Here is a 4,930-nt window from a genome sequence, read left to right as displayed (position 1 = left end):
TCTCCTGCGGAGCTTTGCAAGTCCGCCTGGGCACGCCTGCCCGCTCCGCTCGGTAAACCTAAAGCTTGACAAGGAAATACTTAGAGCAGTACTCCGAATTACGCCACGGGGAAAACAACCTCCCCGCGCCTCCATTCTGCGTCCTGCTCAGTCAAAACTACTCGCTCCGCTCGGTCATAAAAAGGGTCTTTTTATGACATCTGCTCTAGAGTAGTCCGGATGAAGACGGTGCGATTTACCCTCGATGACGACCTGCTCGGCGCCCTGAACGAAGCGGCGACAGACGGACAGGAACCTCGCGGCGCCGTGATCCGCACTGCGCTGCGGGCCGAAGTCAAGCGCCGCCGAAATGCAAAGCTGGAGGAGACTCACCGCCGGAGCTTCCAGGCTCAGCCGGACGTTGAGGTCTGGCAGCCCGGCGTTCGGGCCTGGGACGACTGAACACGGCGCCCGGCGGCTGACCTGATGCCTGGCGTCGGCGACCACCTGAGCCCGCAGGTCGCCGAAACCTGAGCGTGCGCTACCCTGAGCCCCATGACGACGCCTGCCCAGACCGCTGCCCCGAAGCTCACCGTGGCCGACCACCCGCTGATCTTGCACAAGCTCTCGCTGATGCGTGACGTGCGCACCGGCGTCAAGGAGTTCCGCGAACTGGCCGGTGAGATCAGTCTGCTGCTGGCCTACGAGGCCATGCGCGACCTGGAAACCGAGCCTGAACGCCTCAGCACGCCGCTCACCGAGGCCGAGTTTCCGATGCTCAGCGGCAAAAAGCTGGCATTGGTCGCCATTTTGCGCGCCGGGCTGATTATGGCCGACGCGATGGTGCGCCTGGTCCCCGCCGCCAAGGTCGGCCACATCGGCCTGTACCGCGATCCGCAGACCCTGAAGCCGGTGGCCTACTACTCCAAGCTGCCCCAGGACATCGCCGAGCGCCGTGTGTTTGTCACCGACCCGATGCTGGCGACGGGCGGCTCAGCCGTGGCCGCCATCCAGACCCTCAAGGACGCGGGCGCCCAGAGCATCAAGCTGATGACCATTCTCAGCGTGCCGGAGGGTATCGCACTGGTTCACGCCGCCCATCCCGACGTCGATATCGTCACTGCCGCCATCGACACCGGCCTGAACGATCACGGCTACATCGTGCCGGGCCTGGGCGACGCGGGGGACCGGATTTACGGAACGAAGTAGGGCGGGAACGCGGCGTTTCTGGGCTGGACGGGTTTTGGGCGGTGATGTTGCTTTGTTTTGGCTCCGGCTCTTTGCGAATGCGAATGCACCCCCACCCCCCAGCGGCCAGGCGTGCCCAGGCGCGTCCGTTCTGGCCAAGAAGCCCCCGCCCCGGTGGGGCGAGGGAGCTTGTCGCTGCGCTAGGCATGGTACTTCCGCGTCGTCCCACACGCACAATTTTTCGCCGTGTTCTCCACATCGTGGTCTGTTCCGTAGGGCGCCCGTGCTCCACATACGCCCATAACTGACCTCGCTGGAAGGTAGTGGTCTACTCCAGTCAAAAACGCTCACTGGGCGCGTGTTCCTGACCCCTCGCCCCCTGTGGGAGAGGGGCGCTGCGCAGCAGCGGGGTGAGGGTGAGTAAACGCCAGCTCATGCCCTCCATCCCTTCCCACTCCCCGCTTTCCCCACTCCCCACACGTCCCCTTCCGCGTAGACTACCCCTGACACTTTATGGATCAACTTCGCACCTTCGCGCAGCAACTGGGCATCGCCGACCTCTTCGGGCGCGGGTTCTGGGCCGTGTTGCTGACGTTCATCACCGCCGCGCTGATTACCTGGCGCTTCATTCCGCAGGTTCGGGCCTTCGCGTTGCGGGTGGGCTGGGCCGACGCGCCCAACGAGCGGCGGATCAATACCGTGCCGCTGCCGAACGCGGGCGGGCTGGCGATTTTCGCGGGCTTCATCGTCAGCCTGGTGGTGGGCTGGGCGCTGCGGCCCATCGTCATCGAGACGGTCAACGTACAGGTGCTGGCGATTTTGCTGGGCGCCACGTTGCTGGTGCTGGTGGGCTTCATCGACGATCAGTTCGAGTTGACGCCGATGTTCCGGCTGGGTGTGCAGGTTCTCGCGGCCACGCTGCTGCTGGTCAATGGCCTGCGCATCGACGTGCATGCCGTTCCCTTCCTGCACGGCCTGGGCGGTCCGGGTGCCAACCTGCTGGGCATCGCCTTGACCGTGCTGTGGGTCGTCGGCCTGACCAACGCCATGAACCTGCTCGACGGGGTAGACGGTGTGGTCGGCGGCGTGGCGTTTATCGCCAGCATGGTGCTGCTGGTCACGGCGGCGCAGTTTCCCGACCGGGCCGCCGCCGTTATCTTGCTGGCCGGGCTGGCAGGCTCGGCGCTGGGGTATCTGCGGCACAATTTCAATCCCAGCCGGATCATCATGGGCGACGCGGGCTCCACCATGTTCGGCTACACGCTGGCCGCCGTCAGTTTGCTGGGCACGCTGAAGGTCAGCGCCGGGGCCAGCCTGATCGTGCCGCTGCTGATTATGGCGCTGCCCATCGTGGACACCACCCAGGTCGTGCTGGGTCGCCTGGCACGCGGCATCCGCAACCCGCTGCGCCACCCGGACAAGACCCACCTGCACTTCCGGGTGCTGGCCCGCACCGGCAATGCCCGCCGCACCGCCGCCCTTCTGTGGGCGGCGGCGCTGATCTGCGGGGTACTCGGCATGTTCGTCCAGAAGATCGCGCCGATGACCGTGATCCTGACCGCCCTGTTCATCGGCGGCGCCCTCTGGTACGTCGCCGCCCGCCGCATCCGGGCGCAGATGGTCGAGGCGGCGCAGGGACGTAAAGAGCTGAATTAGGAGAGGCGTGTGGCGTGTGGCCTGTGGAAACAGAGCAGGGTCTGAACGCGAGCCCACCGTCACTGTCCTGATCTCCAGCAACAGCAAACAGATGAACTGAGCCGGATCACACCCGCCTTCGCCCTTCCCACACGCCACGAGCCACACGCCACAATCCACACGCCGGGCGCCAGCCCGCCCCCCAAGGACTCCATGAAAACGATCATCCTCGCCTTCGGCACCCGCCCCGAAGCCACCAAGATGGCGCCGGTCTATACCGCCTTGCAGCAGACCGAGGGTCTGAGGCCGCTGATCCTCTCGACCGGGCAGCAGCGCGTGCAGCTCGACGGGGCGCTCTCGGCCTTCGGAATCAGGCCCGACGAGGACTTGCAGGTGATGACCGAGCGCCAGACGCTGGCCGACCTGACCGGCAAGATCGTGCCCCAGGCGGGCAAGATGCTCAGGCGGATGGGTGCGGACATGGTGCTGGTCCACGGCGACACCACCACCAGCTTCTGCGTGGCGCTGAGCGCCTTCTACGAGGGCATCCCGGTGGGCCACGTCGAGGCGGGGTTGCGTTCGGGCAGTTTGAGTGAGCCGTTTCCGGAGGAGGCCAACCGCCGCCTGACCGGGGTGCTCAGCACGCTCGACTTCGCGCCCACGAGCGGCGCCGCTACCAACCTGCGCCGCGAGGGCAAGCCGGAGGGTGGCCTGTTCGTCACCGGCCAGACCGCCGTGGACGCCGTGCGGATGGTCGCCGGGCGGGTGCCGCTACGCCCGGAGTGGCAAGCCAGACTGGACGCCGGACAGCGGCTCGTGACCATCACCATGCACCGCCGCGAGAACCTGCCGGTGATGCCGGAACTGGCCCGTGCCCTGGCTGAGGTGGCCGCCGCGCATCCGGAGCTGTATTTCGTCTATCCGGTGAGCCTGAATCCGGCAGTGCGCGAGGCGGTGTTTCCGGTGCTCAGCAATCTATCCAACCTCGAACTGTGCGAGCCGCTCGATTACCACGACATGGCCCCGCTGATGGCCGCCTCCGAGCTGCTGGCCACCGACTCCGGGGGCTTGCAGGAGGAAGGCGCGGCGCTGGGCGTACCGGTCGCCGTGCTGCGCAACGTCACCGAGCGCCCCGAAGGCGTGGCGGCGGGCGTATTGAAGCTGGCGGGCAACGACGGTCCCCAGGTCCGGCGCGTGCTGCTGGAGTTGCTCGCTGACCCTGAGACGCTCTCGCGCATGAAACAGGCCCGCAACCCCTACGGCGACGGCCAGGCGGCGGGCCGCGTCGCGCAGGCGGTGGCCTGGCACTTTGGGCTCTCGGAGCGGCCCCAGGATTGGATTGACAGTGAACTGGATTGACAGTGAATTGGGTTGACAATGGTAAGGTGGAGGCATGACGACATTGACCGAGCTGTCGGCCCTGTTCGGGCGCGACCTTCAGAAGCTCATGGACGAGTTGCGGGCCTATCCCGACGAGGCGTCGATCTGGTGGCTGCCGGAGGCGTCTGCGGGGAGCGACATCAAGAATTCGGCGGGCACCTTGGCGCTGCATCTGGTGGGCAATCTGCGGCACCTCATCGGCGCCGAGTTGGGCGGCTTGCCTTACGCCCGTGACTGGGCGGCTGAATTCAGTCTTCGGAACGTGCCCCGCGCCGAGCTGCTGGCCGCACTGGACGAAACGGCAAAGATCGTCCGGACGACCCTGACCGGACTGGACGAAGCCTCGCTGGAACAGCCGTTTCCACTGAACCTCGCCGCTCTCGGTTTTCCGCCGGGCATGACGACCTCGTACCTCCTCCTGCACCTGTACGGCCACCTGAACTGGCACCTGGGGCAGATCAATTATCACCGCCGCCTGCGACCAGCCTGAGCCCAGCGTTCCGCAAGCGCCTGTGCGACTCTCTGTGCGAGCTGTACCAGTTTTGCAGGGGGCGAGGGTAACGAAATTGCCGGGACGCTGTACTAGAGCAGATGTCATAAAAAGACCCTTTTTATGACCGAGCAGAGCGAGTAGTTTTGACTGAGCAGGACGCAGAATGGAGGCGCGGGGAGGCTGTTTTCCCCGTGGCGTAATTCGGAGTACTGCTCTGAGCGCGACCTTCCGGCCCTGAAAGCGGCGATCCAGTCA

At 65.7% G+C, this 4,930-nt stretch carries 5 protein-coding genes; all 5 read left to right on the top strand.

The features are described from left to right. The first annotated feature begins 219 nt into the window (after nucleotides 1-219). Nucleotides 220-441, top strand: coding sequence for a ribbon-helix-helix protein, CopG family (locus Q0R23_RS14445; protein ID WP_293914085.1), 222 nt, complete (start codon nucleotides 220-222; stop codon nucleotides 439-441). A 93-nt stretch (nucleotides 442-534) separates the two neighbouring features. Then, on the top strand, nucleotides 535-1,188 hold the full coding sequence (gene upp / locus Q0R23_RS14440) for a uracil phosphoribosyltransferase (RefSeq protein ID WP_293914084.1): 654 nt from the start codon (nucleotides 535-537) through the stop codon (nucleotides 1,186-1,188). Nucleotides 1,189-1,680: 492 nt separating this feature from the next. Continuing rightward, nucleotides 1,681-2,823 (top strand): MraY family glycosyltransferase, encoded by a 1,143-nt coding sequence (locus Q0R23_RS14435; RefSeq protein ID WP_293914083.1) that lies wholly within the window; start codon nucleotides 1,681-1,683, stop codon nucleotides 2,821-2,823. A gap of 192 nt (nucleotides 2,824-3,015) precedes the next feature. After that, nucleotides 3,016-4,161 carry a UDP-N-acetylglucosamine 2-epimerase (non-hydrolyzing) gene (gene wecB, locus Q0R23_RS14430; protein ID WP_293914082.1) on the top strand — a complete coding sequence of 382 codons (1,146 nt, stop codon included), beginning with the start codon at nucleotides 3,016-3,018 and terminating at the stop codon, nucleotides 4,159-4,161. Between the two features lie 34 nt (nucleotides 4,162-4,195). Continuing rightward, nucleotides 4,196-4,672: a DinB family protein gene (locus Q0R23_RS14425; RefSeq protein WP_293914081.1), complete on the top strand. Its 477-nt coding sequence runs from the start codon at nucleotides 4,196-4,198 to the stop codon at nucleotides 4,670-4,672. The last annotated feature ends 258 nt before the right edge of the window (nucleotides 4,673-4,930 follow it).

The sequence above is a fragment of the Deinococcus sp. genome, from assembly GCF_025362455.1.
Lineage (GTDB): Bacteria > Deinococcota > Deinococci > Deinococcales > Deinococcaceae > Deinococcus.
The sequence above is the reverse complement of the archived record's forward strand: the minus strand, read 5'-3'. Positions and strand labels throughout refer to the sequence as shown.